This is a genomic window from Pseudoalteromonas sp. SWYJZ19, from assembly GCF_015864375.1.
Taxonomy (GTDB): Bacteria; Pseudomonadota; Gammaproteobacteria; order Enterobacterales; family Alteromonadaceae; genus Pseudoalteromonas; species Pseudoalteromonas arctica.
This window is the reverse complement of sequence record NZ_JADYXI010000001.1, coordinates 90378-117098: the sequence shown is the minus strand read 5'-3', so window position 1 is coordinate 117098 and position 26721 is coordinate 90378. Positions and strand designations below refer to the sequence as shown.

Annotated in this window: 27 protein-coding genes and 1 pseudogene; 17 read left to right on the top strand and 11 right to left on the bottom strand. The window is 39.0% G+C overall.

The window, feature by feature from the left end:
* Positions 1–20 precede the first annotated feature (20 nt).
* The 7 genes from I6F45_RS00560 to bioA all read right to left on the bottom strand — a co-directional run bounded on the left by I6F45_RS00560 (position 21) and on the right by bioA (position 7848).
* The gene (locus tag I6F45_RS00560; protein ID WP_010552738.1) at positions 21–386 is read right to left on the bottom strand and encodes a response regulator; all 366 of its coding nucleotides are present in this window, start codon (positions 384–386) and stop codon (positions 21–23) included.
* Positions 361–1551: a sensor histidine kinase gene (locus I6F45_RS21560; RefSeq protein ID WP_010552739.1), complete on the bottom strand. Its 1191-nt coding sequence runs from the start codon at positions 1549–1551 to the stop codon at positions 361–363. The genes I6F45_RS00560 and I6F45_RS21560 overlap by 26 nt, the downstream gene beginning before the upstream one ends.
* A 440-nt stretch (positions 1552–1991) precedes the next feature.
* Positions 1992–3008 (bottom strand): ABC transporter ATP-binding protein, encoded by a 1017-nt coding sequence (locus I6F45_RS00550; protein ID WP_182681269.1) that lies wholly within the window; start codon positions 3006–3008, stop codon positions 1992–1994.
* Between the two features lie 14 nt (positions 3009–3022).
* Positions 3023–4522: an ABC transporter permease gene (locus tag I6F45_RS00545; RefSeq protein ID WP_197159437.1), complete on the bottom strand. Its 1500-nt coding sequence runs from the start codon at positions 4520–4522 to the stop codon at positions 3023–3025.
* On the bottom strand, positions 4522–5562 hold the full coding sequence (locus I6F45_RS00540; RefSeq protein WP_197159436.1) for an extracellular solute-binding protein: 1041 nt from the start codon (positions 5560–5562) through the stop codon (positions 4522–4524). Before I6F45_RS00540 ends, I6F45_RS00545 begins: the two co-directional genes overlap by 1 nt.
* Positions 5563–6375 (bottom strand): hypothetical protein, encoded by an 813-nt coding sequence (locus I6F45_RS00535; RefSeq protein WP_007586790.1) that lies wholly within the window; start codon positions 6373–6375, stop codon positions 5563–5565.
* A 171-nt stretch (positions 6376–6546) separates the two neighbouring features.
* Complete coding sequence (bioA, locus tag I6F45_RS00530; protein WP_197159435.1) at positions 6547–7848, bottom strand: adenosylmethionine--8-amino-7-oxononanoate transaminase; 1302 nt, start codon at positions 7846–7848, stop codon at positions 6547–6549.
* A gap of 95 nt (positions 7849–7943) precedes the next feature.
* Between bioA and bioB the strand changes: the two genes are divergently transcribed.
* The 7 genes from bioB (at position 7944) to I6F45_RS00495 (ending at position 15264) form a co-directional block, all read left to right on the top strand.
* On the top strand, positions 7944–8984 hold the full coding sequence (gene bioB / locus I6F45_RS00525; protein ID WP_024594991.1) for a biotin synthase BioB: 1041 nt from the start codon (positions 7944–7946) through the stop codon (positions 8982–8984).
* Between the two features lie 13 nt (positions 8985–8997).
* Entirely contained in the window at positions 8998–10149 is a 1152-nt protein-coding gene (locus I6F45_RS00520) for an aminotransferase class I/II-fold pyridoxal phosphate-dependent enzyme (protein ID WP_197159434.1), read from the top strand.
* On the top strand, positions 10146–11009 hold the full coding sequence (locus I6F45_RS00515) for a methyltransferase domain-containing protein (RefSeq protein ID WP_197140614.1): 864 nt from the start codon (positions 10146–10148) through the stop codon (positions 11007–11009). The genes I6F45_RS00520 and I6F45_RS00515 overlap by 4 nt, the downstream gene beginning before the upstream one ends.
* Before the next feature lie 28 nt (positions 11010–11037).
* Positions 11038–11721, top strand: a complete 684-nt coding sequence (gene bioD / locus I6F45_RS00510; RefSeq protein ID WP_197159433.1) for a dethiobiotin synthase — start codon at positions 11038–11040, stop codon at positions 11719–11721.
* A gap of 121 nt (positions 11722–11842) precedes the next feature.
* On the top strand, positions 11843–13426 hold the full coding sequence (locus tag I6F45_RS00505) for an FAD-dependent oxidoreductase (RefSeq protein ID WP_197159432.1): 1584 nt from the start codon (positions 11843–11845) through the stop codon (positions 13424–13426).
* A 212-nt stretch (positions 13427–13638) separates the two neighbouring features.
* The gene (htpX, locus tag I6F45_RS00500; RefSeq protein WP_007586783.1) at positions 13639–14502 is read left to right on the top strand and encodes a protease HtpX; all 864 of its coding nucleotides are present in this window, start codon (positions 13639–13641) and stop codon (positions 14500–14502) included.
* Positions 14503–14748: 246 nt separating this feature from the next.
* The gene (locus tag I6F45_RS00495; protein ID WP_197159431.1) at positions 14749–15264 is read left to right on the top strand and encodes a hypothetical protein; all 516 of its coding nucleotides are present in this window, start codon (positions 14749–14751) and stop codon (positions 15262–15264) included.
* 68 nt (positions 15265–15332) lie between these two features.
* Here the strand turns inward: I6F45_RS00495 and gloA are convergent, their stop codons facing one another.
* Positions 15333–15860 (bottom strand): lactoylglutathione lyase, encoded by a 528-nt coding sequence (gene gloA, locus I6F45_RS00490; protein WP_165728670.1) that lies wholly within the window; start codon positions 15858–15860, stop codon positions 15333–15335.
* A 253-nt stretch (positions 15861–16113) separates the two neighbouring features.
* On the opposite strand from gloA, the gene I6F45_RS00485 reads away from it, so the two are divergent.
* A complete protein-coding gene (locus I6F45_RS00485; protein ID WP_165728669.1) occupies positions 16114–16656 on the top strand; it encodes a hypothetical protein in 543 nt (180 codons plus the stop codon).
* Positions 16657–16661: 5 nt separating this feature from the next.
* Here I6F45_RS00485 and I6F45_RS00480 read toward each other — a convergent pair whose 3' ends face one another.
* Both I6F45_RS00480 and I6F45_RS00475 read right to left on the bottom strand, forming a co-directional pair.
* Positions 16662–18251, bottom strand: a complete 1590-nt coding sequence (locus I6F45_RS00480) for an MASE1 domain-containing protein (RefSeq protein ID WP_197159430.1) — start codon at positions 18249–18251, stop codon at positions 16662–16664.
* Complete coding sequence (locus I6F45_RS00475) at positions 18238–18867, bottom strand: response regulator transcription factor (RefSeq protein WP_197159429.1); 630 nt, start codon at positions 18865–18867, stop codon at positions 18238–18240. Before I6F45_RS00475 ends, I6F45_RS00480 begins: the two co-directional genes overlap by 14 nt.
* A 147-nt stretch (positions 18868–19014) precedes the next feature.
* On the opposite strand from I6F45_RS00475, the gene I6F45_RS00470 reads away from it, so the two are divergent.
* Genes I6F45_RS00470 through I6F45_RS00460 form a run of 3 tightly spaced genes read left to right on the top strand, consistent with a single transcriptional unit; the run spans position 19015 to position 20403 of the window.
* Complete coding sequence (locus tag I6F45_RS00470) at positions 19015–19467, top strand: DUF302 domain-containing protein (protein ID WP_197159428.1); 453 nt, start codon at positions 19015–19017, stop codon at positions 19465–19467.
* Between the two features lie 41 nt (positions 19468–19508).
* On the top strand, positions 19509–19865 hold the full coding sequence (locus I6F45_RS00465; protein ID WP_231609580.1) for a hypothetical protein: 357 nt from the start codon (positions 19509–19511) through the stop codon (positions 19863–19865).
* Positions 19866–19899: 34 nt separating this feature from the next.
* Positions 19900–20403 (top strand): DUF421 domain-containing protein, encoded by a 504-nt coding sequence (locus tag I6F45_RS00460; RefSeq protein ID WP_197159426.1) that lies wholly within the window; start codon positions 19900–19902, stop codon positions 20401–20403.
* 92 nt (positions 20404–20495) lie between these two features.
* Here I6F45_RS00460 and I6F45_RS00455 read toward each other — a convergent pair whose 3' ends face one another.
* Entirely contained in the window at positions 20496–21113 is a 618-nt protein-coding gene (locus I6F45_RS00455) for a trimeric intracellular cation channel family protein (protein WP_197159425.1), read from the bottom strand.
* A gap of 445 nt (positions 21114–21558) precedes the next feature.
* Between I6F45_RS00455 and I6F45_RS00450 the strand changes: the two genes are divergently transcribed.
* The 6 genes and pseudogenes from I6F45_RS00450 to I6F45_RS00425 all read left to right on the top strand — a co-directional run bounded on the left by I6F45_RS00450 (position 21559) and on the right by I6F45_RS00425 (position 26672).
* Positions 21559–22164, top strand: coding sequence for a cold shock domain-containing protein (locus tag I6F45_RS00450; RefSeq protein ID WP_197159424.1), 606 nt, complete (start codon positions 21559–21561; stop codon positions 22162–22164).
* Between the two features lie 182 nt (positions 22165–22346).
* Positions 22347–22823: a YHYH domain-containing protein gene (locus I6F45_RS00445; protein WP_197159423.1), complete on the top strand. Its 477-nt coding sequence runs from the start codon at positions 22347–22349 to the stop codon at positions 22821–22823.
* A gap of 229 nt (positions 22824–23052) precedes the next feature.
* On the top strand, positions 23053–24234 hold the full coding sequence (locus tag I6F45_RS00440; protein ID WP_197159422.1) for a hypothetical protein: 1182 nt from the start codon (positions 23053–23055) through the stop codon (positions 24232–24234).
* A 359-nt stretch (positions 24235–24593) separates the two neighbouring features.
* Entirely contained in the window at positions 24594–25274 is a 681-nt protein-coding gene (locus I6F45_RS00435) for a tyrosine-type recombinase/integrase (protein WP_197159421.1), read from the top strand.
* A gap of 86 nt (positions 25275–25360) precedes the next feature.
* A pseudogene (locus I6F45_RS00430) lies at positions 25361–25612 on the top strand (transposase); the annotation flags it as partial.
* 85 nt (positions 25613–25697) lie between these two features.
* Complete coding sequence (locus I6F45_RS00425) at positions 25698–26672, top strand: transposase (RefSeq protein ID WP_197159420.1); 975 nt, start codon at positions 25698–25700, stop codon at positions 26670–26672.
* The last annotated feature ends 49 nt before the right edge of the window (positions 26673–26721 follow it).

Below are 26721 nucleotides of genomic sequence, written 5' to 3'. Positions count from 1 at the left end.
GGTTTAAATAATTGTAGTCATTACTTTATATATAAACTTATTTGTTGAGCAAACGTGCGTGTATCTATAGGTTTAGAAATATACGCACTGTTAGGTATACACAGTAATTGGTCTATATCTGCGGGTAAAACAGAAGCGGTAACAAAAACAATAGGAATATCTGCCGTTTCTTTTTCATCACGCAAAATTTTTGCAACTTCTGTTCCAGACATATCTGGGAGTTGGACATCTAATATAATAATTTTTGGAGTTTCACGCTTTATTGTTAAAAGCGCATCTCTTGCATTCATAGCAGTGAATACTTCAAAATTTGCCATGAGTAAAAGATCTTCCTCTAGCAATAGGTTATTCGCATTATCATCAACTATAACTATTTTGGTTTTCATTATGCTTTACCACAGACTTTTGTTTAATTGGCAAAGTTATACGAACCGATGTGCCTTTATTAACACCTTCAGATTCAATAACAAACTCGCCTCCATGCAACTTTACTAGACTTTTTGCGATTGGCAGCCCAAGTCCTGTACCTTCTGTTAATCTAGAATAGGGGGTTTCTATACGGAAAAAACCTTCAAATATTTTTTCCATATTTTCAGCAGCAATACCTATACCCGTATCCCAAATTATTATTTCTATTTCTGTATCAGTATGTCGTGTTTTAACGCCAATTTGACCCTCATCGGGTGTAAACTTCACTGCATTTGAAAGCAAATTATAAAGTATCTGTTTAACCTTAAGGGAGTCAGCTTCAATTGGTGGCAAGTCATCAGCAATATCAAGACACATATTCAATTTTTTCTGGTTAGCTGTATCTGCTGTAAGCCCTGTAATTTCGTGCAATACTTGGCGTATCGGCAAATGAGATATGGTGAGACTCATTTTGCCTGCTTCAATCTTTGCCATATCCAGTATTTCATTAATAAGTAACAGTAAATGTTTGCCGCTCACCAATACATTTTTAACATACTGTTTTTGTTTGTCATTTAAAGTGCCAAATGTTTCATCGTAGAGCACCTCAGAAAAACCATTTATAGAATTAAGTGGGGTTCTCAGTTCATGCGACATATTTGCTAAAAACTCTGATTTAACTCGAGCAGCACTTTCCAAGTCACTCGTTAGCACTTCTAGCTCTTTATTCGCTTTTACGAGTCCTTCTTGAATCGCGTTACGTTCAGTAATGTCCTCGATAGACAATAAAATAATACGATCTTTTGACTGAGTACGTTTAATTTGCCTTGCGTTGAGCAGCATTGTACGCCAACCAATTGTTTTAAAATTGTGCTCAACTTTATAATCATCAAAACTCGTTTTTTGAGGCAATATGGTTTCTAATAATTCACGAAGCTTAGGAATGTTCCATTGATTATTACCAAGGTTGTATATTAGTTTCCCGACAGTGTCTTTATGGTTAGCGCGAAAAAATTCATAAAATGAGCGGCTTGCTGTAACTACTCTTAAATGTTGGTCTAAAACAATCAGTGGTTCTCGAACCGTGTTTACAATACTTTCGGAGTATTCTAAGAGTTCTTTCTTGGTACTTATTTTATTCACTATCTAGATCCTTTGTACCATTAAGGGCTGAACAACTTTATAAACGTTTAAAGGATAATTAAGTTCAGCAATGCTTGAATATAGCTTTATTTTTATAATATGTTCGCTAAAAGCAATGCTTAATAATGTGTTTTAATGTTTGTGTGTGGTTTTAACTAATATAAAAGGCGTAACCTGATAAGTGATATCTGAGAGGAACTATTTAACATTAATCTTTGTTCAGTAAACAGCAACAGCTGATTAATAGCAAGAGGTTCATAATTTAACCTGCATATTATTGTTGTTTATTGACTATAGTGAGTTTTTTAAAGGTAAAAAGTATTAGTTTTAAGCGAGATAGGGTTTTAACGGGGAACGTATTTAAACTGAATTTTGGGTCTAAATAGTAAGTATTGATGTAGGTATTAATGTTTAAATTAATGCCTACATCAATATTTTAATCAGTCTATAGATTTATAAACCGCTAATGGGTGCGAGGTACTTAGTGATACATGCACTTCGTCGCCAGGGTTTACAACAACTTCATGGCTTACTCGGCTAGTTACAACCGTAGAGCACGCAAGTTTTACAGCACACAAGCGGCTGCCACCTTCAAAACGTACCCAAATTACTTCGCCGTTATTGCCAACACTGCTTTGTACAAGTAACACATCGTCTGGTCGAAGTAGTACATCAACGTCGCCACTTTCACAGTCAACGCCATGAGCGGGCGCATTACCAATTGAGGTAGTGGCTTGTCCTTGGCTAAATTGGCCGCTAATAAAGCTGGCTTCACCTAAAAAACGTGCTACAAAGCGATTGTTTGGGGTACTAAAGCAGCGCTCAGGTGTATCGATTTGCTGAATTTTACCGCCTTTAAGCACACCAACACGATCGCCAACTGAGAGTGCTTCTTCTTGGTCGTGTGTTACCCAAATCGCCGGTACGCCAGCGGCTTTAAGTGCGTTTCTAATGTCCCAACGAAGCATGTCTTTAAGGGCGGCATCTAAGTTTGAAAGCGGCTCATCAAGCAATACAAAATCAGGTTGGTGGGCAAGGGTGCGCGCAAGTGCAACACGTTGCTTTTGTCCGCCAGAAAGCGTTGCTGGTTTTTTATCTCTAAAATCGCTCAGTCCAAGTAGGTTTATCCAATACTCAGCAGGGGCTGTATCTTTTAATCTAAAGCAAATGTTTTGCTGTACGGTTAAGTGCGGAAATAACGCAAAATCTTGAAACACCATACCTACACTGCGTTTTTCAGGAGGTAGTGTTAATTTGGGTGTAGCGCGCCATTTACCCGTGTTTATTTCGCCTTCGCTAATAGGTATAAGGCCAGCAAGGGCTTGTAAAATTGTACTTTTACCACAACCTGTTGGCCCTACAAGCATAAGGATTTCGTTTTCACCCAGCGATAAGTTTAAATCGCTTACTACGCGGTTACTGCCATAATCTATAGACAACTGACTTACAGATAGCATTGTTTCTTAAATCCTTAATGTTCAAACTGGTTGCGTTTTTCGCCAGACATCATAATAGCTAACCCGCAGGCAGATATCACTACTAACAATAATCCAGGAATAGCAGCGCGACCAAAATAGCCCGCTTCGTATACACGCCATAAATATGTAGAGAGGGTTTCAAACCCTGTTGGGCCAAGTAATAGCGTGGCTTCGAGTTCGCGCATTGACTCTAAAAACACCAGTGCTGCACCGGCAATAATACCGCGCATTGTTAAAGGCAGTGTTATACGAGTAAATACTTCACGTGGGCTTGCCCCTAATACGCGCGCAGACTTTACTAAGCTTGGGTCTAAGTGTTCGGTGCTTGTTCTAACAGAGCCCACAGCAAGTGGTAAAAATCGCAGCATATAAGCAATAATAAGCAATCCCAGTGTTTGATATAAAAACGGTAACTGCAAACCACCGTAAACAAGCGCTGTGCCCATTACTATACCCGGAATACCAAAACCAAAGTAAGTAACACGCTCCATTATACGACCCGCTTTTCCACTCAGTGCGGCATGTGCAACGGGGATCGCAACGATAACGGCTACAATTGCCGCAATACCCGATGCATACGTAGAGTTCCACGCAATATTAAAATCAAATGAGCTAAAACCATCACGAGCTAACCAAAGCGAAAATATAGCCAAAGGCAAGCCAATAGCGAGCAGTAAAACAGGTGCAAACGTAATAAATATTGCACTTAACTGTAGTTTGCTTGGGAATAAAATTAACGGGCGACCTTGGCGCTCAGGGGCTGTTTTTATTTGTGATTCAACTAAAAGTAAAAAGCCAACAATAACCATCAGTTGAAGCGAAAGCATGGCTGCGCGCCCTAACGCAAAAGCGTTGTATTCAACGTAAATTACGCGGGTAAACGTATCTAAGCGCATCATTGCGGGCGTGCCAAAGTCTGATAATGTATAAAGGGCGACTAACAAAGAGCCTGCTGCAATACCGTTAACTACGCGCGGTAATATAACTTTAAATATACTTTGCGTCATCGACATACCCAGCGTTCGTGCAGCATTAACCATGCTTGCATCAAGGCTTAGTAGGGATGAGCGAGTTGTCATCATTACAAACGGGAAAGTATAAAGCGTCATCACAATTGCAGCGCCTGTTAGGCCATACATTGATGGTGTTTCTATTCCTGTTAAGGTGTTTATTTCGCCACCGGGGCCAAAAGCAGCATAAAGTGTAAACGCGCCAATATAACTGGGGATTGCCAGCGGCGCCGCAAATACAACTAGCCAGAGTTTTTTAAATGGCAAATGCACATACGCGCTAATAAACGCCAGTGGCACACCAATTAAAATAGATCCGAGTACCGTCAAACCCATTAACGATAACGTGTTGCCTAAAATTTGCAGATTGTGGGTGTCAAATACTGAGCTTGCATCGCTTGCAAGCACTATTAATACATAAACAGGGGTAAGCACAACAAGCGCTGCAAGCAGCGCCATTGGATAAGAGGCAGGTATTCTCATTACAATACGCCGCTGCTACGCATCAAATCTATAGTAGGGCGTAAATCAGCAAGCTGTGTTAAATCTACTTTAGGTGGAGAAATATTAGCAAGTGATGGTAGACCCTCAGGTTGGGTAATACCATTTACTAACGGAATTTCGTACGCTTCACTGGCTAAGTAACCTTGTACTTCTTTACTAAGTAAGTAACGCATAAAGTTAGTAGCAAGCGGATCGTCGTTAAGGGCTAATACACCCGATGCATTAACTAAACAGCCCGCATCATTTTGTGTAAATGCTAAATCAAGCTTGGCATCAGGCTTGCCTGATTTTAAACGCAATGTGTAATAGTGATTAGCAAAACCAATATCAACTTCACCGCGCTCAACGCCCATAACAACACCTAATTCGCCAGCGTATGTTTTAGCACGTTTTTTAATCTTTTTAAGCCACTTAGCGGTTTTGTCGTCGCCTTCTAAAATTCGCATTGCGGTTACAAATGATTGAAAAGAAGCGTAGGCGGGTGCCCAGCCAATACTTAAATCGCTGTCGGCAATTTCCATAATACTTGTTGGAATTTGATCTTTGGTCAAACGCGACGTGTTATATGGCAATGTACGAATACGGCCAGTTACTGGAGCCCACTCTTTATATCTAAATTGTGGTTGTAACTGAGCAGATAAATCACTTGGGATAGGTTGTGCAAGGCCTGCATCGGTTACTAAACCAATCGCGCCTGAATCAACCGCCCAAAATAAATCAGCGCGGCGAACGCCGGCTTTAGCTTCTGCAACAATCGTATTTGCTAAAGCAGCAGTAGGACCTCGGCGTATACCGAGTTTAAAGTCTGGATTTTTTTTCTGGATTGCTTGCAATACGTTTTCATACAAACCACCTTCGCCTCGGCCTAAATAAAGAGTTAACTCGCCTTTAAGCTTTGGTAAATCATCAACAGAAACTGGGTTTGCTATATCAGCGGCTAGCGCACGAGAAAGAGGCAGTGGCAATGAGCCAACCACCCCTAACGCAGCTAGGCCTTGAATAAAGGTCCTACGCTTCACTTAAAATACATCCTTACGGGCTTTTTCGGCTTTTTCTATTAAAACCTTAGCGCGGTCTAATTTTGTTTGCATATCACTGATCACATCGCGTACTTCATCGACGCTTTTGCTGTTTTTAATTGCTAGTGGCAGTGTTACGTTAAAGTCTTTTTCCAGCACTTCAACTAGGTTAGCGTCTTGCTCAATAAGTGTACCTTCAACGCCTTCAAACAGGTGTAGATAAGTATCGTGAACAATTTCAGTTGCTTCGTCTTGTAAACGCTCAGCAAATTTAGCTACTACACGGTCTAATTTGTGCTTAATTTCATCAATTGTGGCACTTTGTGTCATTTCTTTTGTAGCGGTAGCTTTTACAGTGTCTAACAAGCCTTTTTGCTGGAATTTTGCAGCAAGCTTAACAGCCCCAAGGCCTTGCCACAAGGCTATGTTCATCGCTTTTTGTTGTTTACGAACTTCCTCAGCAGGCTGTTTATTATCAATGGCCATTTTTACGCCATAAAGACCCTGCCAAATAGAAGCGTATACCGGTACGAAGTTAGTTTCTATTGCGCTGTGAAACTTAACTGATTCCCAATATTCAATTAAATCATCAGTTTTTACAGCTTTTGCGCCTTTAGTGTCGTAGTCGCTTACCATGGTATCAACTTTGCCTACCATCCATTCTACTTCTTCTGCGTAACTTTTAAGGTTAGCTTGAAGATGATTAACATGCTCGCCAATAGGGCCGTTAGCTAATACTGGTTGAGCCATAAACGCCGAGGCTAGTAAAAGGCTTGCACCTAAAGTTTTGGCTGGTTTAAATAGTAATTTCATAGCAAAGAAGTCCAAAAAGGTAATTGTAAATGATAGACATTATCATATAGCTAATAGTTAACGAGATCAATAACCACAAACTCGCTTAATAGATAAAAACACTAAATGTAGCGGTAGGTTACAGAAAATAGCCCTATAACCTGTATTAGGATTAGTTATTGAGACCGGCTATTAAGCGTAATGCTTGCCTTTAATGGCATTGTAAATGGCATCACACAGTGTTTTTATACTGGTGTCGTCACTTATATACGGTGGCATAAGGTAAATTAGTTTACCGAATGGACGTATCCATACGCCTTGCTCTACAAAATAAGCCTGAATTTTAGCAACATCAACATTGCCAGCAGCCTCGTTTAGCTCAACAACACCAATAGCACCTAAGGTACGTACATTGGCAACCGCATCTAGTTCACTGCATTTATTAAGTTGTTGTAGTTGGGTATTTATTTGCTTTATTCGTTGTTGCCAGTTTTGCTCAAGTAATAAATCAATACTTGCGCAGGCCGCAGCACAGGCAAGCGGGTTGCCCATAAACGTAGGGCCGTGCATTAAAACACCTGCTTCACCTTCGCTTATGCCAATGGCTATTTTATCACTTGTTATAGTGGCCGATAGCGTCATTGATCCGCCAGTTAATGCTTTACCAATACACATTATATCGGGCTCTATATTGGCGTGCTCTACAGCAAATAATTTACCTGTACGGCCAAAGCCAGTGGCTATTTCGTCGCAAATTAGCAGTACATTATATTGGGTGCACAATTTACGAACGCAGGCTAAATAATCGGGGTGATAAAAGTTCATTCCACCCGCGTTTTGCACAATAGGTTCAATTATAAATGCAGCTACTTGGCTATGGTGGACTTTAAAGTATTCTTCAAGCTCGATGGCTTCTGCTTGGTTAAACTCGCTACCAAATTTACTCACCGGTGCAGGTACAAAAATATGCTCAGGTAAAAAGCCGCTATATAAACTATGCATTGAGTTAACAGGATCGCATACGCTCATGGCTGCAAACGTGTCGCCATGGTAACCCTTGTAGGGCGTCATTAATTTTTGTTTGGTGGTAATACCATGGCTTAACCAATATTGCAGCGCCATTTTTATTGCTACTTCAACACTTACCGATCCGCTGTCGGCTAAAAACACTTTAGTTAAACTCGGCGGCGTTATATTTACTATTTTTTTGCAAAGCTCTACCGCGCTGTTATGCGTAATACCGCCAAACATAATGTGGCTCATACTGTTAATTTGCTCAACCATCGCGTTATTTATAACAGGGTGGTTATAGCCATGTATTGCGCTCCACCACGAAGCCATGCCATCGATTAATTGCTCGCCAGTTTCAAGATGAATAATGTTGTGATTTGCGTGGGTAACGGGATAAACCGGAATTGGCTGTGTCATAGAGGTATATGGGTGCCAAATGTGCTGTCGATCAAAATCAAGGTCAATCGTATTCTTTTTAATCATATGTAAACTTTAACTTGGTGGGCTTCGTTGACAATGGTACTTCAACTCGTAGACTAAGCCAATATCACCGTTATGAAAAAAAATAAGAGAGTATTATGGAACTTGCACCTGTTCGTCACGATTGGACCCACGCTGAAGTTAAAGCATTATTTGAAATGCCATTTAACGATTTACTTTTTAAAGCCGCATCGGTTCACCGTGCTAATTTTAATCCCAATGAAGTGCAAATTTCTACGTTGTTATCAATTAAAACAGGCGCTTGCCCAGAAGATTGTAAGTATTGCCCGCAATCGGGGCACTACCGTACTGATTTAGAGCGCGAACGCTTAATAGAAGTAGAAAAAGTAGTAGAACAAGCACGCCTGGCAAAACAAAAAGGCGCAACGCGTTTTTGTATGGGTGCAGCATGGTCAGATCCAAAAGACAGAGACATGCCGTACATTTCGCAAATGGTTAAAGAAGTAAAAGAGCTAGGGTTAGAAACCTGCATGACGCTGGGTAAACTCACAAACGAAAAAGCTCATGAACTTCGAGACGCTGGGCTTGATTACTATAATCATAACCTTGACACGTCACCTGAGTATTACGAGCAAATTATATCAACCCGTACTTTTCAAGATAGATTAAACACCATTGATCACGTACGCGATGCCGGTATGAAAGTATGCTCAGGCGGAATCGTTGGTATGGGCGAGCAAGCAAGCGACCGCTTTGGATTACTGATGCAACTAGCTAATTTGCCACAACAGCCAGAAAGCGTGCCTATTAATATGCTGGTAAAAGTTAAAGGTACACCGCTTGAAAACGTAGACGACTTAGATCACTTTGAATTTGTACGTACCATAGCAACAGCGCGCATTATGATGCCACACAGTTATGTGCGTTTATCGGCAGGGCGCAACGCCATGAACGAGCAAATGCAGTCAATGTGCTTTTTTGCAGGCGCTAACTCAATATTTTATGGCGACAAACTTCTTACCACCGAAAACCCAGACGCTGATGCCGATATGAACCTAATTAAAAAATTAGGCATGAACCCAGAAAAGCGTCACGACTATTCAGACGAAGCAGTAGAAGCCTCGCTTTCATCGCAAGTGGCCGACAAAGCAACCTCTGAATTATTTTACGAAGCGTAGGCTTTTTATAACTATGCCTTTTGATTTTATAAACACGCATCTGCAGGCTCGCCTGCAAGATGCGCTGCTTCGTAAACGCCAAGTAGTAGAGCATGCAACCGCGCGAACTATTACGGTTAACAATAAAACCTACCTTAACTTTGCTAGTAACGACTACCTAGGTTTTGGTGATGTGACTATAAACCTAAATGGCTCCCAAGCATTAGGCAGCCACAGCTCCGCATTGGTTACAGGTTATCAGGCGCAGCAAAAAGGGCTTGAACAATATTTATGCGAGCAATTTGGTTATGGCGCAGGGATGCTATTTAACTCAGGGTTTAGCGCTAATAGCAGCGTAATTAAAGCGTTGTTTCAAGATAAAGCGGCTGCGCAAAACAGCGCTATTTTTCAAGATAAGTTAAATCATGCAAGCTTGATTGACGGTGCTCTGCATTGTAACGCGGCATTAGTGCGTTTTAATCACAACGACATGAACCATTTACGTTCAAGGCTCGAAAAATCAAAAGCGCAAAACAAGCTTATTATAAGCGAAGGCGTGTTTTCGATGGATGGCGATAGCGCGCCTCTTAAAGAATTACTCGCACTTGCAAAACAGCACAACGCATGGCTGATGATTGATGACGCACACGGCTTTGGTGCATTAGGTAAAACAGGTTTAGGCAGTTGCGAAGCATTTATTACTCAAACGCTGCCAGATATATTAGTCATTACCTTTGGTAAAACAGTGGCTAGTAGTGGCGCCTGTGTATTAGGCAGTAAACAGTTTATTGATTACATGCTGCAATTTAATCGCGATTACACGTATTCAACTGCTATGTCGCCGCTTATGGCAAGTCACACACTTGCGCGTATTAAAAGCATAAAAACAGCTGATGATAAACGCGATAAGCTAAATGCCAATATTGCGTTATTTAAGCAACTCGCTAAAACCCATAATATTGCTGTAATGGAGTCAAACACAGCCATACAGCCCATAGTATTAGGCTGCGCTGAGCAAACATTGCAAGCGGCAGATAAACTTAAACAACAGGGTATTTGGCTTACTGCAATTAGACCGCCCACGGTTGCACATAACACCTCACGTTTGCGCGTTACTTTAACCGCCGCACATACCGAGCAAGACATAACGCACCTAGTTAAGCATTTAGTAGGTGCAATAGCATGACTGCTCAGCCAGTATTAAAAACAGACCTAGTGCAAACACAACTTGTAAAACCGTGCCTAGTAAGTAGCGAATTGGATATAGAGTTAAACAAGGAGCTAAATAAGGAGCTTAAAAAGTCCACACAAAGTAAATTTTCAAAGGCGGCGGCGAGTTATAACACCCATGCAAATGTACAAAAACATGCTGCGAGCGATCTATTTTCACTCATAAAACCAGGCATTAATAAAAATAAGCTTTGTGTTGATTTAGGCGCAGGCCCACTTGTTAATACACATACCTTACAAAGCGTATTTGAAAGCGTTGTGGCAATGGATTTGAGCTTAAATATGCTGCAAAGTAGTGATTTAACCGCACCAAAAATATGCGCCGATATGGATAACTTACCGCTACAAGCAAACAGTGTTGATGTAATTTACAGTAATTTTGCAGTGCAGTGGTCTGCTAATTTTTCGGCTTTAATGCAATCACTTTACAGCATATTAAAACCAGGCGGGCAGGCGTACATAAGCGCTGTGGTAGAGGGCTCACTTAACGAAATAAAAACAGCCTTTGCAGCGCTTGATTCTAACAGCCACATAAATACCTTTAATAGTGAGTTGCATATAAACCAATCAGTCCAAAAAGCAGGGTTTACTATTAACAGCGCTCAAAAACGTATTTACACCGATGAATACACAACACCTTTAAAAGCTATTGCCTCAATTAAAGCTATAGGTGCAACTACGCAAAATCATACCAATACACGTCAAGGGTTACTTACTAAATCGGCGCTACAAAAAGTATGCAGTTCGTATCCGCTTATAAATAACAAAGCATGTGTGTCTTATCATGTGGTGCTGTTATCATTAGAAAAACACTAAATAAGCCCAAAGACATTAAAGGCAACGCATGAAAGAATTTTTTATAACAGGCACCGACACCGATGCCGGAAAAACCCACGTTACCAGTTTGCTATTAAAGTTACTTGCCCAACACAAAAAACAAGCCATTGGCTTTAAACCTCTTGCTGCTGGCTGCGAAATGGCGTTCGATCAACTAGTAAACGCCGATGCTCTAATACTAATGGAAAGTGCAACAGTGAGCGCTAAATACGACGTAGTAAATCCGTTTGCGTTTGCACCCCCTATTGCGCCGCACATAGCCGCTGAGAAAGTTGGGGTTAGTATTACTATTGATAAACTAAGTGATGCTTATAATGATGTAAAACAACAGGGTGCCAATTATATACTTACCGAAGGCGCTGGTGGCTGGGCGTTACCGATTAATAAAAACGATTATTTATACGACTGGGTTAAAGCAGAAAAAATGCCGGTAATACTCGTTGTTGGTATGAAACTAGGTTGCTTAAATCATGCATTACTAACTGCTACGCATATGCAAAGTATGGGTATAAACTGCGTTGGCTGGATTGCAAACCAAGTCGATAAAAACATGGACGAGTACCAAGCAAACCTTGATTCACTTAAAGCACGTTTACCGTTCCCAATACTTGCCATAAGCCCATACAGCGAGCAAACTCCTAAGTTACAAATATACAAAAGCTTGCTTAGTGCATTATCTATAAACACTTAAGTGGTTTTAAAAAAGTTACTTTTTTAGGTAAATCTTGAAATAGTCAGCCTTAGTACACATATAAACATTTATAAATACATAGCTTGCTTAAAGACAATGTTACTAAGGACATAACGACTATATGACGCACCCATTTATTGAAAGCTACGCCCCAGATGCGCACGTAAGCGCTGAGCCAAAAGCACTAAACTATGGCTTACCTAAAAAACGCGTAGGCATAATAGGTGGGGGCACCGCAGGCGCCACAATAGCCATTAGGCTTGCTGCGTTAGGGCTAGAAACTTATGTACTTGAAAAGAAAAAGTCGTTAATTGATGGTCCTCCAATGTGCCATTTGCACGCAGGTGGCAACTTATACCGTGAAATATCCGATGAAGACTGCATAGATTTACTCAAGCAATGTATAGATATTGCTCGTCTTTATCCCCACACCATCGATGTTCGCCCCACAGTATTTGCAGTGCCTAAACGAGATGACGACGCCCCGGAGGATTTATTTCCGCGTTTAAATAAATTAGTAAAAGCCTACAGCGAGCTTGTAGAGCAAGACAGCGCTAACAAAGTATTAGGCGAGCCAGAACATTATTATCAGTTATATAGTTATGAGCAAATGCTAAAGCTTGCTAAGCAAAAACAAGTAGCCAAGCCCACGTCGTTAGATGAGTGGATGATACCCGTTGCTAAGCATTTAGATTTAGATAAGCTAAAGTTTCCGCTTATTGTTGCACAAGAATATGGTTGGAATATATTTCGTTTATCGGCCAGTGCACAACTCGCCCTTGCACAGTACAAACACGCTCACGTTTTAACAAACACCAGTGTTAAAAGTGTATCGCCAGTTATAAATACCAATAATGATAAGCAAACACTTAAGTGGCGCATTGAATACCAATCAGAGCCAAGCCTTGATGAACAACCTGATACTCAAACCGATACACAAGTCGATACACAAACGATTGAGGTAGATTACCTTATTAATGCGTGTGGTTTTCAAACCGGTATTATTGACGACCTGGTTGGGGTAGATGTAAAACGCATGGTCGAATTTAAAGCCTCTTACATTACTCATTGGCAAGGTGTTGGTGGGCAAATACCCGAAATAATTATTTATGGTAACCGTGGTACGCCAGAAGGTATGGCGCAGCTGACGCCTTACCCTAACGGATATTTTCAAATACATGGAATGACTAACAACATTACATTGTTTAATGATGGGTTAGCTGATGCAACGCCAATGAGCGCACAACCTAAACTTCCCAATAAATACCTGCATTATATTAAAGATGGCTGGGATGAAGCAGCATTGCAAACACGTACCCAAACAGCAATTGATTATGTAGCCGAGTTTGTACCTGCGTTTAAAACTGCTAATAAACAAAATAATGCCTTGTTTGGCGGGCAACAAATCCCAGGGGATGACGACACTTTGCGCGTAGCCGATGTAAGTTTATATTCGCATATTAATTATGCGCGGGCCGAAAATGTTAAAGCATCGTCAACGTTAATAGCGGCAGATCAAATAGTGGGTGAGTTTATAAAATTGGGAATAATAAGCAGCGATCCTGCTGTAAATCATCACCGCAGTACCCACCAATGGTCGTACCTTAAACATAATAGCGGCGAAAAAATTGACGAAGTTGCACGCATATTGGCACACGAGCGTGGTTTTCCAATTGATATGGCAGAGCTAAATCATAGCTTGTAATAAGCTGATTTATAAAGAAACTTCAGTTTTAAAATTGCTGTAAAACTCTTCCTAAAAAAATTATCAATAAACACATAAATAACACTTGTGTTATGACATAGTTTGTCACAAAATAGCGCTAACGTTATGACATAGTGTGTCATAACGCAGTGATTGCTTTAACCTAATTTAATTTTATGTTCGGTGATCAAACCTATTTTTGTGAGGACAATATGAAACGTGTATTTTTGTTTTTATTAACTAACCTAGCGGTTATGTTGGTATTAGGTGTAGTGCTTTCAATAATCATGAGCGCGCTGGGCTTAAGCCATCGTAGCCTAGGCGGAATTTTACTTATAGCCACCGTATTTGGTTTTGGTGGATCGTTTATTTCGTTATTTATGTCGAAATGGATCGCTAAAAAATCAACAGGCGCGCATGTAATTACGCAGCCTCGAAACGAAACCGAACATTGGCTTGTACAAACGGTATCTGCGCAAGCACAAAAAGCAGGTATTAAAATGCCAGAAGTGGCTATTTACGACAGCCCAGAAATGAACGCGTTTGCAACCGGCCCAAGTAAAAACAACTCGTTAGTGGCAGTAAGCACAGGCTTAATGCACAACATGACCAAAGATCAAGCCGAAGCCGTACTTGCCCACGAAGTATCGCATATTGCTAACGGCGACATGGTAACGCTTACGCTAATACAAGGCGTGGTAAACACCTTTGTAATATTTGCCGCAAAAGTACTGGCAGGCATAGTAGATAACTTTATTAATAGCGATGAAGAAGAGGGTGGCAGTAGCTGGACATACTTCTTATTCGATATGTTATTCCAAGTATTATTTGGCGTGCTAGCAAGCATAGTAGTTGCAAGTTACAGCCGTAAGCGTGAGTTTGCAGCCGACAGCGGCGCAGCTAAATTAGTAGGTGCAGACAAAATGCGATCAGCCCTTGAGCGATTAAAGCAAAACCATCCTTCGCAATTAGAAGGCTCAATGATGGCCTTTGGTATTGCAAGTGGCAAAGGCATGGCTGAATTGTTTTCATCGCACCCGCCGCTTGATGCACGAATCGACGCACTACGTAAGTAGCTATGTAAGTAACTATATAAATTAGTAAATATACTAAGCCAGCTTAACCGCTGGCTTTTTTATGTTTACGTTAAAATGCTAAAAACAAGCGCACTGTGTTTATATACAGTTATTTTTAATGGGTGCTAAAATCGTTACTTATTTAAGCTATTTGTATTTACGGATATTCTTTGCATGCGTACACTTAAACTCCTTAAAAGTCAGCACTGCTGCTGGTTTTAATACTTAACAAGGATGCTTATTGTAATGGTAGATATTCAGCAAACTAAAGAATGCATTATGTGTTTTAGCTCAATTGATTCTCGCGCTAAAAAATGCCCGCAATGCACCTCTCTTCAAGCTAAGTACTCTAACTTAGAAAATAATCCCATAATTATTGGTGCATTGGCCTTAAGTATTGTTGGTATTTTTGGGTTTGTTTTTTATCAAAATATTTATGTAGCAGGGCTTGAAGAACAAGCACAAAAAAACTTAACTGCTAATGTAAGCCAAATAAGCACTAAAAATGAAACCGATGGTTTGTATGTTGCGTGTATAGGGCAAATAAAAAATGAATCAGACTTTTCGTTTAAAAATATAAAATTTAAAGTCGATTTTTTAACAGAGCAAAACGCACTCGTCGATACGCTATCAATAACCGACGAAGACCTAATAATAGCGAATGGCTTAACTAATTTTAGAGTAAGAGGCATAGCCCAAAAGTCTGCTACTAGTTACAACAAGTGCCAAGTGTTTATAACCGATGCTTGGGCTTATAAATAGAGATAAATTTTACAAGTAAAATAAAAAAACCAGCAAATAGCTGGTTTTTAATATAAACAAATCAGTAATTACTGAGAAAGAATAATTTCGGTAATTCCCTCAGCAGAGAGTATTTCAATCCAGTAGCCGTCAGGGTCTTTAATAAACGCAAGTCCTTTCATAGAGCCATCATCTGGCTTTTTAACAAACTCTACATCGTATTTTGCAAAGCGCTCACTAGCTTCGTAAACATCAGGCACGCTAATACCAATATGGCCAAAGCCTTTAGGTTCTTGATTGCCACTGTGGTAGCCCTCAAAACTGTCGTCGTTTTCAGTACCCCAGTTATGGGTTAACTCAATTAGCGCAGGGCGGCGAAACACCCATTCCGCTTTTGCTTTATCATCGCCTTCTGGCAGCTCTTGCTCGTAGCCTAAAAAGTAAAGCGTAAACTTCATACCAGGAAAGTCATACTTACCTAACAGCTTCATACCTAATACATTTTGGTAAAACTCTAAAGACGGTTTTGGATCCTTAATACGCAACATTGTTTGCTGCATTACATAGCCTTGCGTGGCTTGTTCAATTTGCTCTGGAGATTCGTTATAGCTAGACATGGCGATCCTTTCAAAATAATAAAGCGAAAACATAGATATAGTACTTAACTTATCATAATCAACCGTGCGATAAATTTAAACCACTGCTTAACATTTTAACCATTAATAATGGGTTTAAGCTCGTAAATGGTGTTTTATAAATAGCACTTGTTATTTACTAAGCCATTTTCCTAGATTGATTAGGAATATGGATGATTTTTTACTTTCATAATTACTAATAAACTCTTTACAACTAGGACGTAGAGATACAAATATGACTTTATTGGATGAAAGTACAAAAGAATTTGGCAGCATGAGCGTATTACTTCATAACATTAATACAGCAAGTTATTGTATAGAATGGTTTAGTAAAATGACTGGAGCGTCAATTACCTTAGCAAGAATGGAAGCTGGCAAGTATTTAGTTACCCGAAAGTGGGCAGCAGGGCGAGAGCTAGACGATGTTACAAGTGACTTTAGCCGCGCTAACCAAGCCATTATTCATTTTTTGAATAATGTTGATATAGCTAAAATGAACGAACAAAGAGTTGCCGCAGCTAAACTTTATTGCATAAATTTATTTGTAAAAGCAGAAGGGTTAAGACCTGTTACTAACCCTAATTTACCAAAGCCAAGGCTGCAAGACGCAATAGGCAAAAAGGTGGTTGTAAAATCAACCTTAGGCAATTGCCAAATAGCGACCGGGTTATTGCTACAGCTGGTGGGCAACCAAGTTGAAATACAGGTAAACCCCGATGACGCATTTGATGACCAACCAAGGCAAAAGTTTTACACTAAGCAAGTATCAATTTGTTAAAGCATTTAACGCCCAATATTTATAGGCAGTTTTACTTTAATGGTAAAGCCGCCTTGATCAGTAACCTTAAAGCTACCCCCTAGCGCAATAGCGCGCTCCTCCATAAACGCTAAACCATAGTGACCTGAGTTTTCACTCGGTTTTACTTTGCTTCCGTTATCACTAATTTCTAACTTTATAAACTGACTATCGGTTTTAATATTTATAACAAGATTGCCAGCATTACTGTGCTTAATACAATTGGTTACGGCTTCTTGGCAAATTCTGTAAACGGCAATTTCATGCTCTTTTGTCAGCGCATTATCTACATTAAAATTAACCTCGTAGCTAATATTTGCTTTGGTAAGTAAGCTTTTTAATCGCCCTTGGGTCATCGCATTTTGTAGCCCTAATTCGTCCAGTTCACGAGGGCGAAGGTAATGCATTAATTGATAAACAGAATCGTACATAGAATTTGCATTGCTTTTTAATGTGGCCACAAACGACTGCGTTTTTTCATCACTAAGGTGCGACAAAATAGCCAAATCGGTTTTTAAAGCCGTTAAGTTTTGCCCAAGTTCGTCGTGTAACTCTTGTGACAGATGCTTTCGCTCGTTTTCTTGCACGCTCACCATTTTAGCCCCAAGAAGCGTGTTGTGCTCAAGCTGCTTTTTAAGCGCGCGGTTAATTTTTTTTAATTCAGTATTTTTACGTTTAAGCTCTGTAATAGCCGCGCCTAATACCATACTGGTAATCGCATTAGCTAAAATAAACAACTGGCTAATATAGGTATTGCTAGGCTCATGGGTAATACTTGCTTCAACTATTATTAGTGCATTAATAAGTGTAGCGCTAGTTACCGCGCCTAATACGCCAAAGCGATACGAAAACCAAATAATAGGTAATAACGATGCAAGGCGGAGCAATGGGTAGGTATCAGGGCGTATCAAGTATACAAGCATCATAACAAGTAAAAGGGTAGCCAACGTAACCGTTAAATTAGTTATTTTAAGTAATGCAGGGCGCTTTAACGGAAGGTTTAAAGAGTGAAGTAGCATAATAAACGGCGCAATTAATAACGAGCCAGTTATATCGCCAAGGCACATATTTAACTGATACTGTAATATCTCTTTAGCAACCAATATGTTTGTAAATTCAAACGCACTGGAAAACAAAAACCACTTTATTGAAGTGCTTGCAACACACAATAAAATCAACGAAAGTATACCTAAACTATTATTAATACTCGGCGGCCAGCGGCTATGTTTAAATGCATACACAAGGGCAAAAAAGCAAAGCTCCTGCCAAAAACCATGCAGTAAATTAAACTCCCAAGCGCCGGTCATTGTATACCCTAAGTGAGCAGCCAAAGCACGAGACGATACCCACAACGTAATCCAATAACGAGTTGGCGAAAGTAAATAAAAGGCAATTTTTATCCCGGCAGGAATAAATATAGCGCTACTTTCGGGCACGGTTTCTAAATTAGCTCCTACCCAAAAAGCAGCAATGCAGGCAATAAAATAAATTACGCCAACTACAAACTGCTTTGTAATTTCTTTAACGGTCGCCGTAATAGTAAAGTTAAAGGCGGGCAGTGTACTAGGTAAGTTCATCTAGCTTTATTACTCCCGCATCAATAGCTATTTTTAATAGCTCAAACGAGGTTGTAACATTAAGCTTGGTGTAAATATTGGCCTTATGTACATGCGCTGTTTTAGGCATTATTTCTAATTTTTGCGCTATTTGCTTTGCATTAAAGCCCTTTGCTAGCAGTGGTAAAGCTTCAAGCTCGCGGTTAGTTAAAATAGTTAATGCTGAGTTTGGTGTATTTAAAGCAAAATTTACGTCTTCACTTATGTAGCGTTTACCTAATGCAACCGATTTAACGGCATCAATTAACTCCTCCGACGCAGAACGTTTAGACACATAACCAAGCGCACCTAGTCGTAGTGCATTACTTACATAAGGTTCGTAATCGTGCATAGAGGCAACAATAGTTTTAATTTCAGGGAAATTTTCGTTAAGGTAGGTTAAAAATGTAAGGCCGGTTTCTGATTCATTAAGTGATATATCAACAATAAATATATCGGGTTGTTCAAGCTCAACAGCCAGTTTTGCTTGGCTAACGTTGCAGGCTTCTATTATTACTTCCCAGTCGGCTTGTAGCTCTAGTAGTTTTTTAAAACTGTCGCGTACTAATTGATGATCTTCAATTATTCCAATGTGCATGTATTTCTCCCTTTAAATTTATTATACATTGAAAAACATAACCATCAGCCAAAAAAATTATTAAATTTAATTACCTAGCAAAAATGTACACTGTAAAAATTAAAGGAGCAATAACGCTCAGTATTTATATATTTAAACGGAGGCACTATGAAAACACTAAATATTATTTTTGGACTCGCATTACTCTTTACTATTACAAATGCTAACGCAGTAGAGGGACTAATTTCAGTAAAAAGCTCATTAAGTGCAAAAGCCACTATGGATAAGTTTGAGAATTTGGCAAAACAAAAAGGGCTAAATATATTTGCAAGAATAGATCACGCAGCGGGTGCTAAAAAAGTAGATCAACTACTACGCCCAACAGAAGTACTTATATTTGGTAACCCTAAAGGCGGCACACCACTTATGCAGTGCGCACAAACAATAGGTATTGATTTACCACTAAAAGCACTGGTATGGGAAGACGCACAATCGCAAGTGTGGTTAAGTTACAACGATCCTACTTATATAGCTGCGCGCCATAACGTACCAAACTGTTTAGTTGCTACAAAATTAAGTAAAGTATTAGCTGCACTGGCAGATAAAACCGTTGAACCATAAAACTAACTTTAACCTACACATTAGCTAAATTAAGGATGATTTTGAAACAATCTTCAATCGTATTTTTAGCCATAGCAAGCCTGTTTTTACAGGTTTTTTTGCTAATCTCACTGATTAGTTTTTTTACAGGTTTTCACTCTGCCTATACAGCATTTGCTGGTGGCGATCCTAAATTAATCGCAGGGCATATTTCATCTGGTATAGTAATTTCGTTAATACAAATGGTGCCAGCGTTGGTTGGTTATTTTATAAGTTACATGTTGATTAAAAATAAACGTGTAAACGATTTTGCATTACTTAAATCTGCTTTAAAGTTTTTTGCCTATCTATGGCTTTTATTCATCCCCATTGGTACTGTTTTAGGTGCGAAATTATTAACTAAATTAAACAAGGGTTAGATTTAATAGCGGCATTATATATAAAGGAGCCATTATGTTTTACGATGACATGCAGGGGTTATTACGCGTACTTATAATTGGTGTACTGGGTTATGTAGTACTGGTGTTTTGGTTACGTGTATCGGGTAAACGTACGCTTTCAAAGTGGAATGTGTTCGACTTTGTAGTCACCATTGCGCTGGGCTCTATATTAGCGTCTGTTATTATTTCTAAAAGTGTCCCGTTGTTTGAGGGCATTCTTGCCTTTGTAGTACTAATAGGGCTGCAATATGTTATTACGTGGCTTAGTGTGCGCTCGTCAAAATTTGCAGCGCTTGTAAAAGCAAAACCCACGTTATTATTAAGTAATGGCGAGTATTGTGATTCAGCCCTTAAATCACAACGCGTAACAAAATCAGAAATTCGCGCCGCTGTGCGAGGCGCAGGTATTATTGCAATAGAAGAGGTCGCCGCAGTTGTGCTCGAAACAGATGGCAGCTTTAGCGTAATGCCGCACAGTAACAGCGGCTCTAAAACCGCATTAAGCGATGTAGTGTGAGTACTAAATAATAAAGAGTAATAAAGATCATTAAAGAGAAGACAGGCTTTATTGCCTAGCAGATTCAAGCCTGTCTTATATAACTAATTTAGCTATTTAGCCGGTTCTAATAAACTAAACGTAGGTAAGCGCCATTTAAAGCGTATTGACGCCATACGTATTAAGTATCCCGCAACTAGGCTTACAATAATGCTTATGTTGTCGTCAATATTGTAATGGTGCAGCGCTAAATATAAGCACGCTACAATTAACGCTACGCTAGCATACAGCTCGTTGTGCAATACCAACGGAGCTTGACGACATATTAAATCACGCAATAAGCCACCAAATACGCCAGTAACAATGGCTGCCACAACACAAATACCATAGTGCAAGCCCATATTAAGCCCCACTTGGCAGCCAATAATACTAAATGCAGCTAAACCAAGGGCATCTAGGCGCATAAATATGCCTTTAAATTTAACCACCCATTTAGCAAGCCACGTAGTCACAATGCCTGCAATACAAGTAATTAATAAATACTCAGGATGCTGAACCCACGTAAGCGGGTAATTGCCAAGTAAAATATCTCGTACGCTGCCACCACCAATTGCGGTCGCACTAGCTACCAGCACTACCCCAAACCAATCCATTTTCATTCGCCCAGCGCTAAGTGCGCCAGTCATGGCTTCTGCGGTAATACCAATAATATAAACAACGGTTAGTAGCATGAGATAATCACTTGAAATACGTGCGTAAAAATAAGGTGTGGATTGTATAGATAAATTAAGTAAATAACGAATGAAAAATTACACTAAAAAAGCTTCATTCAGATAGAAATAACTAATAACAAAATCTAGTGTAAACAAGCTGTTAAGCTGGTGGGTGAGTGTACTGTGGTTGATGTGAATTAAAGGACATATGGCCGTAAATTATAAATAAAATAGGTTGAATTTTTTACTCAGCTTTGTTTAAAGGCTTACTTATTTAAGCGCTTAGTTAATAGTTAAATTTAATAACTTTTTATTAATTTGGTTTAATAGATAAAGCGTAAAATTAACGCAATATGAATAAATAGTTGCATGGTTTCAATTTAGGAACGTATAATAACAAGTGTTAACTAAATGAAACTAGCGTAAACGCAGTTTAAGCATTACAGGTTATTAAGGCACACATATGCACAAAGGATTGTTGAAGTCGTGGAAAACCGACAAAGGTTTTGGTTTTATTAAATCAGACACCCTAGAGCACGACACGTTTATACACATATCAGCGCTTAAACATATGAGCCGCAAGCCTAAAGTTGGCGACACCATTTACTTTGAAGTCGCTACACAGCCCGACGGTAAAACCAAAGCAATTAACTGCCGCATAGAAGGCGTTGCAGAGCTTAAAGCACCTTACCAAAAACACACACAACAGCCATACCGCATTGCCAAATCTAACTTTGCCAGTAGCTTTTTAGGTAAAGTTGCCTCAATAGCGCTTATTGCTGCACTTTGCTTTTATGCGATTGATAAATACAACACTCACTCAAGCAGCCAAACTCCCGTTATTACTAATGATGATTTAGCCACCAATGATGATTTAGCCACCTTTGATAAAAAACACCTAAAAGTCGTTATACCAAAAAGTACGCAAAATTTTACGTGTGATGGCAGGCAGCACTGTAGCCAAATGACATCTAAAGACGAAGCAATATTTTTCATTAATAACTGCCCGAATACAAAAATGGATGGCGATAGGGATGGTGACCCTTGTGAGAGAGATACAAGGTTTTAAAGGCTAGGGCTATAAAGCTTTCAGCTTTAAATAAAAATAGAATTAATTGCTGTGTATAAATACAGCGATGTAAGTTTTGTCCCATAACATTATTAAAAGTTGTTTTTGGGCGTTATAACCCGCCAAAGTGGGGTTCAATAAGCTGTTAGGTGAAAAGTCGCACCTTTAACTACGGATTCAACATGAAGTTTTATTTAGCAAGTTTTCTTTTAGTCGCTTTAATTCCTACTGAAGTATTATCACACTCTGGAGGAACCGATAGCAACGGTTGCCACGCAGGAAGTCAGCCTTATCATTGTCATAACAATAAAAATGATGGTGAAGCATCTATTGGTATGGGATCTTGGGATATAAATTTGGGTTATCAATATCAATTTGAGCAATCAGACTTTATTCCCTTTGTTGGGGCTTCAGTTGGGAAAAGTGATGAGAACGGTGATACCAACTTTGGGGTTAATCTAGGTTTAAAGCTCCAAAATGGATGGTATGCAAGTTATGTTTCTACCTCAAAAAGCTTTCAATTAGGCTATGAATTCGTTCATATATCAGCCAATTCGGATTATTTTGGTATAGGGGTACGTTATCCATTTGGTAATACAGATAGTAATAACTCATCAATATACACTAGCGGAACTATACTTTTTTCGGGTGATGAGTAGATAAATTTGGGGGGAAGATCATATGTACAATTTGTTTGCGTTCCGCGTATTTTAGCAAATTATTCAGGCTGTAGAATTACTCTTTTTTAAGAAATACAACCTGTTTTATGGGTTCCTGCATTACCTAATGCTTTTGAAGCGCTTAGAGTTGATTACAGGAGCTTGTTTTTTAATTTAATTTGGCTGTTGGAGTTATTCTACAGTCTAGTAATATTTTATTTGGAGTTGTATGCGTTATAGAAAAACCGAAAAATGGGATAACGTCAAGCAATCTGAAAACTTGCTTTTCTTTGCCCAGATATTTGATGAGCTATTTTTTGACTATTCTTTAGACACATATAAGCCATCCTCTATGAATACTAGTTTACTCTGCGAAGAGGCTCTAGAGGTAATAGAGGAGATAAATAAAGGAAATATTAAAGCTCCGAATCTAAAGCATGTAATAGAAGAATTAAGTGATAACTTATCTAGGGATCGAGTAGCTAAAGAATTGCTTTCACTTGAATTAAAGCAAATTAACTCTGTTTTACTTGAGCCTAATAAGCCTGTTGAAGAAAAGAAAACAGTTATTGAATTAATTCTTAGGCAAATATATTTAAAAAAATATAAGAAAAAGAATGAAGAACTGTTAATCGAAACTATAACTGGAAATACTGATTTTTCGAGTATTCGAAGCTTAGCTAGAAGCTATGCTACAACCTTATTAAATATTGGCTTTAGCTCTGAATATTTAGCTGAAATATCACAGAAATTTTTTCATTATAATAAAGATAGAATTGCTAGTAATAAAGCAATAGAAGACTTTATTAATATATTTACTGGTAAGCCAAAAAATTATCGATTGATTTTTAAATCTAAAGAAACGGTTAAACTTTATAAAGATTCAATGAAGGCTTTTAAGATTGAAATTCATAATGATTTAAAGGATATAAACTTCGATATTGGTAGCCATAAGTTTTTTAAAAATTCAGATGAGATCTACATTTGCATCAATGAATTAAAAGCTAGGGATAATTTTTCTGCAAAAGCTAAAGCAGAAGATAAACTTGAAATTTTAAGTACTATTTTTAGTCTTTTTCACCATAAAGAACAAATGTCCTGGGCTTCAGACTGCTTAATTATTGACGACACCAATAAAGAAGTTAATCGTTCTAAGATACGTATTAACTCAATGCACAAGTGTACCGATCAAAAACAATCTAGAGCAGCTATTCAGGCAAATAAATTTTTAACAGAATTTGGTTTAGAGCCTAACTCATTCCGTGTATTCACTAGGGCTGCAGAGCTGCATTCATTGGCTCTTAAAAGTGATTCTCATGAAAACCAAATGCTTAATTTATGGATTGCTCTCGAGTCAATTATTCCTTCTTGTACCGACCCTAAGTTATCAAATATTGAAAAAGAAATTTAACAAGACACCCATCTTAAATTTTGAAACTAAGATGGGTGTAAGTCTAAATGAATTGAATGGGTGTCATCCTAATTCTCGTAATAAATACAGTGGTTTGAGTTTTGTCCCATAACATTATTAAAAGGCGTTATGGGGTTAAATAACAAAGGCTACTGGGTAGCAATTGTTATTGTCTGATTATAAACGAGTTGTTTGGTGTGATTTTCAAGCAACGTAATATACGCCGTTTTGGGGTGTTATAACTCACCAAAGTGGGGTTCAATAAGCTGTTGAACAAAGCCGCTACGCGGAGCTAGCAACCTCCAGCATAATTGCCACACTTGTCATTGGGACTTCCCCCTATTCACAGGAGAAAACCAATGACCCCATTAAGACAACGCGTCATAGACGAGATCCGTTTAAGAGGCTACTCACCACGTACCGAAGAATCTTATATAAATGCACTTACTCAGTTAGCTAATTATTACGATAAATCGCCTGACTTAATTAATAAGGAAGAGCTTGAGGCGTATTTTAGGTATGTAAATCTAACACAGCACTTGTCGCGTGCAACGATTGCAGTAAAACTCAATGCCGTTAATTTTTTATATAAATATGTACTACAGCGCTCATTTACTATTGATATTGTATTGCCTAAAAAGGCACACACAATACCGATATTATTAACACGAGATGAGGTTCATCGTCTGTTCTTAAATACGGTATCTGCACAACAAAAAATCATGCTTTGTATTTGCTATGGGTGTGGGCTCAGAATAAGTGAATTACTGAATTTACGGGTTGTTGATATTGAATTTAGCCAAGACTGCCTATGGGTTAGAGCAGGAAAAGGCAATAAAGACCGTCGTGTCATATTACCTAAAAGTGCAGCAAGGCGGTTAAACGCTTACATAGCAGGCTTTTCCCTTGGCAGTATACTGTTTTGTACCAACTGGGATAAAGAAAAAGCGATTGATGCAAAAACGTTTAGTCGTGGATTAAAACGTGCGGTAGCACGGGCTGAAATTACAAAAAATGTATCCGCGCATAGCTTGCGTTAAATTAACAATGACACCCATCCTAAATTTTGCACTTTTCGAAGTTAGCAGCTAGCCTTTCTTTAGTGCAAAAAGTAAGCAGGTGTCTTATGGCTATAGCAAGAAAACGTCAAGTAAGTTTGGTTGATACAAAATACTACCATTGTATTTCGCGTTGCGTGCGACGTGCATTTTTATGTGGGGAAGACCGTTTTACTGGTCAATCTTACGAGCATAGACGAGGGTGGGTTGAAGATAAGCTGCTTGAATTAGCGAAGGTATTTTGTATTGATGTATGTGCTTATGCCGCAATGAGTAATCACACCCATTTAGTACTGTATGTAGATGATAAGAAAGCAGAATTAACAGTGACACCCATCCTAAATTTTGCACTTTTCGAAGTTAGCAGCTAGCCTTTCTTTAGTGCAAAAAGTAAGCAGGTGTCTTATGGCTATAGCAAGAAAACGTCAAGTAAGTTTGGTTGATACAAAATACTACCATTGTATTTCGCGTTGCGTGCGACGTGCATTTTTATGTGGGGAAGACCGTTTTACTGGTCAATCTTACGAGCATAGACGAGGGTGGGTTGAAGATAAGCTGCTTGAATTAGCTAAGGTATTTTGTATTGATGTGTGTGCTTATGCCGTAATGAGTAATCACACCCATTTAGTCCTGTATGTTGATGATAAAAAAGCGAATAGGCTAAATGATAAAGCGATTGTTATTCGCTGGCATAAACTCTGTAAAGGCACATTGTTAACGCAAAAATATGTACAAGGTGAAAAGCTAAGTAAAGTTGAACTCATCTTTTTCAATCAAACGGTTAAACAATACCGTGAACGCCTAGCAAGTATCAGTTGGTTTATGCGGTTACTAAATGAAGATATTGCGCGCAGAGCAAATAAAGAAGATAACTGCACGGGTAGATTCTGGGAAGGCAGATTCACATCGCAAGCATTACTAGATGAAGCAGCACTTGCAGCCTGTATGGCCTATGTCGATTTAAATCCCATTAGAGCTAAAATGGCTAACACACCAGAAGAATCAGACCATACCAGTGTACAAAATCGCTTAACATGCGCAGCAGAAGGTAAACAACCTAAGCAGTTACTACGTTTTTCAGGCATGCCACGTCAGATTATGCCTAAAGGGCTGCCGTTTGAACTTAAATCGTACCTTGAACTTGTTGAGTTAACAGGGCGAATAATACGAGAGGATAAACGCGGGCACATTGATAGTATGAACCTTCCTTTGTTAGAAAGACTTAATATATCCCCCGAAAACTGGTTAAAACTCACCACACAATTTACGCGCGTATTCCATGGTGCAGTAGGTAGGCCTACTTCACAAGCAAGTTACTGTGAAAACTTAAAGCGGAAACGGCGCTCAAATATCAGTAATTGCGAAAAGCTACTCACATAAAACTTAAGCTAATCAGTAAAACTATTCAGTAATAAATCACAACTGCATT

Excerpts from the sequence above, each read along its gene's own strand:
- I6F45_RS00560 (WP_010552738.1), bottom strand. The coding sequence starts at position 386 with ATGAAAACCAAAATAGTTATAGTTGATGATAATGCGAATAACCTATTG.
- I6F45_RS00550 (WP_182681269.1), bottom strand. The coding sequence starts at position 3,008 with ATGCTATCTGTAAGTCAGTTGTCTATAGATTATGGCAGTAACCGCGTA.
- I6F45_RS00545 (WP_197159437.1), bottom strand. The coding sequence starts at position 4,522 with ATGAGAATACCTGCCTCTTATCCAATGGCGCTGCTTGCAGCGCTTGTT.
- I6F45_RS00535 (WP_007586790.1), bottom strand. The coding sequence starts at position 6,375 with ATGAAATTACTATTTAAACCAGCCAAAACTTTAGGTGCAAGCCTTTTA.
- bioA (WP_197159435.1), bottom strand. The coding sequence starts at position 7,848 with ATGATTAAAAAGAATACGATTGACCTTGATTTTGATCGACAGCACATT.
- bioB (WP_024594991.1), top strand. The coding sequence starts at position 7,944 with ATGGAACTTGCACCTGTTCGTCACGATTGGACCCACGCTGAAGTTAAA.
- I6F45_RS00520 (WP_197159434.1), top strand. The coding sequence starts at position 8,998 with ATGCCTTTTGATTTTATAAACACGCATCTGCAGGCTCGCCTGCAAGAT.
- I6F45_RS00515 (WP_197140614.1), top strand. The coding sequence starts at position 10,146 with ATGACTGCTCAGCCAGTATTAAAAACAGACCTAGTGCAAACACAACTT.
- bioD (WP_197159433.1), top strand. The coding sequence starts at position 11,038 with ATGAAAGAATTTTTTATAACAGGCACCGACACCGATGCCGGAAAAACC.
- I6F45_RS00505 (WP_197159432.1), top strand. The coding sequence starts at position 11,843 with ATGACGCACCCATTTATTGAAAGCTACGCCCCAGATGCGCACGTAAGC.
- htpX (WP_007586783.1), top strand. The coding sequence starts at position 13,639 with ATGAAACGTGTATTTTTGTTTTTATTAACTAACCTAGCGGTTATGTTG.
- I6F45_RS00495 (WP_197159431.1), top strand. The coding sequence starts at position 14,749 with ATGGTAGATATTCAGCAAACTAAAGAATGCATTATGTGTTTTAGCTCA.
- gloA (WP_165728670.1), bottom strand. The coding sequence starts at position 15,860 with ATGTCTAGCTATAACGAATCTCCAGAGCAAATTGAACAAGCCACGCAA.
- I6F45_RS00485 (WP_165728669.1), top strand. The coding sequence starts at position 16,114 with ATGACTTTATTGGATGAAAGTACAAAAGAATTTGGCAGCATGAGCGTA.
- I6F45_RS00480 (WP_197159430.1), bottom strand. The coding sequence starts at position 18,251 with ATGAACTTACCTAGTACACTGCCCGCCTTTAACTTTACTATTACGGCG.
- I6F45_RS00475 (WP_197159429.1), bottom strand. The coding sequence starts at position 18,867 with ATGCACATTGGAATAATTGAAGATCATCAATTAGTACGCGACAGTTTT.
- I6F45_RS00470 (WP_197159428.1), top strand. The coding sequence starts at position 19,015 with ATGAAAACACTAAATATTATTTTTGGACTCGCATTACTCTTTACTATT.
- I6F45_RS00460 (WP_197159426.1), top strand. The coding sequence starts at position 19,900 with ATGTTTTACGATGACATGCAGGGGTTATTACGCGTACTTATAATTGGT.
- I6F45_RS00455 (WP_197159425.1), bottom strand. The coding sequence starts at position 21,113 with ATGCTACTAACCGTTGTTTATATTATTGGTATTACCGCAGAAGCCATG.
- I6F45_RS00450 (WP_197159424.1), top strand. The coding sequence starts at position 21,559 with ATGCACAAAGGATTGTTGAAGTCGTGGAAAACCGACAAAGGTTTTGGT.
- I6F45_RS00445 (WP_197159423.1), top strand. The coding sequence starts at position 22,347 with ATGAAGTTTTATTTAGCAAGTTTTCTTTTAGTCGCTTTAATTCCTACT.
- I6F45_RS00440 (WP_197159422.1), top strand. The coding sequence starts at position 23,053 with ATGCGTTATAGAAAAACCGAAAAATGGGATAACGTCAAGCAATCTGAA.
- I6F45_RS00435 (WP_197159421.1), top strand. The coding sequence starts at position 24,594 with ATGACCCCATTAAGACAACGCGTCATAGACGAGATCCGTTTAAGAGGC.
- I6F45_RS00425 (WP_197159420.1), top strand. The coding sequence starts at position 25,698 with ATGGCTATAGCAAGAAAACGTCAAGTAAGTTTGGTTGATACAAAATAC.